The organism is Vibrio sp. Vb0349 (genome assembly GCF_033338975.1).
Map to the genome: position 1 here is coordinate 1 of NZ_JAWOTS010000388.1, position 1,096 is coordinate 1,096.

Here is a 1,096-nt window from a genome sequence, read left to right on the forward strand (position 1 = left end):
TGTAAAACTGTATTCTATTCTGTTTGCATAAGGATCTTGATTAAGAATCACGCCTTGTTTCCCAAGTTCACCAATCTCATTAATCGCCGCACGAACCACATTGATACTTTGGCTGTAAACCGTGACCGTTCGGGATGCTAAATAACGATACTCAATGTCTTGCTCACCACCATATTGCTGCGCTTTACGGTCTATCACTGAAGGCGAAGACAGCGAGATGTTTTTGTCAGTTAAGCCTTTTGCGGTTAAAAAATCGAGAATCAAACGCGTTTGTTGGTCTATGTCATCAAACATCGCGCCCATATCATTGCTGGCTACCGTAAATTGGATTGGCCAAATGACGGTATCTGCCGGGTATTCTCGCTCAGACAATCCCTTCACCGTTACCACTCGCTCATAGGCTTTGTATTTGACTGCTGTTTGCTGAATAAAAAAGCCCAATACTCCTAAACCTATTATCAGACACAGCCCGAGCCATATTGACGCTTTATTGGAAATCTTCTCCATTCATCCTCCTAATTTCGCCAAAAGTAACAATTCGTAGTATCGATAACATAGCTCAACTATGGCCAGAAAATGGCGACCTAAAGCTAAATTTTTGTCATATCGTTCGAAATGGTGAATAGAATTAATTAAAATTGAACAGTGTTTTATTGTGAGTTTTAAGATTATGTTGAAAACAAAATGGTTGGTGGTTCTAGGCGGATTATTTGTCTCAACGGCCTGTTTGAGTGCTGACGACTTAGCTATAGATGACAACTCAACACAAGAACCCCAAGCGGATGCGTGTAATGAACAGCAATACGAAGGGAAAAGCTTTGATGGTCGAATTCTGCTAGATAATGAGCCGACCAAACAGGTCTTGAGCTCACTAGAAAGTCTCGGTGAAACGCTCAACTCTCTGAGTATCCTGATGTTTGCTGGCGACAAAACGTAACGCTAAAGCTGTCCTATCCCCTTCGCCTTTGGTCAACAAAGCTTCACCAGTTTGTCACCAAAGGCTCATAGATTTGCCTCTGAACTGTCATCTGTAATTTCTACTATCCAATCAGCAACTTGTACGCTGAGGTAAATATGGATAGTTCAACCCCTTTTC

At 41.8% G+C, this 1,096-nt stretch carries 2 protein-coding genes; one reads left to right on the top strand and one right to left on the bottom strand.

The window, feature by feature from the left end:
* On the bottom strand, positions 1-507 hold a 507-nt coding region (locus R7Q47_RS26060; RefSeq protein ID WP_318090237.1), incomplete at its 3' end, for an SIMPL domain-containing protein.
* Positions 508-670: 163 nt separating this feature from the next.
* Between R7Q47_RS26060 and R7Q47_RS26065 the strand changes: the two genes are divergently transcribed.
* Positions 671-937, top strand: a complete 267-nt coding sequence (locus R7Q47_RS26065; protein WP_023650285.1) for a hypothetical protein — start codon at positions 671-673, stop codon at positions 935-937.
* Positions 938-1,096: the final 159 nt, after the last annotated feature.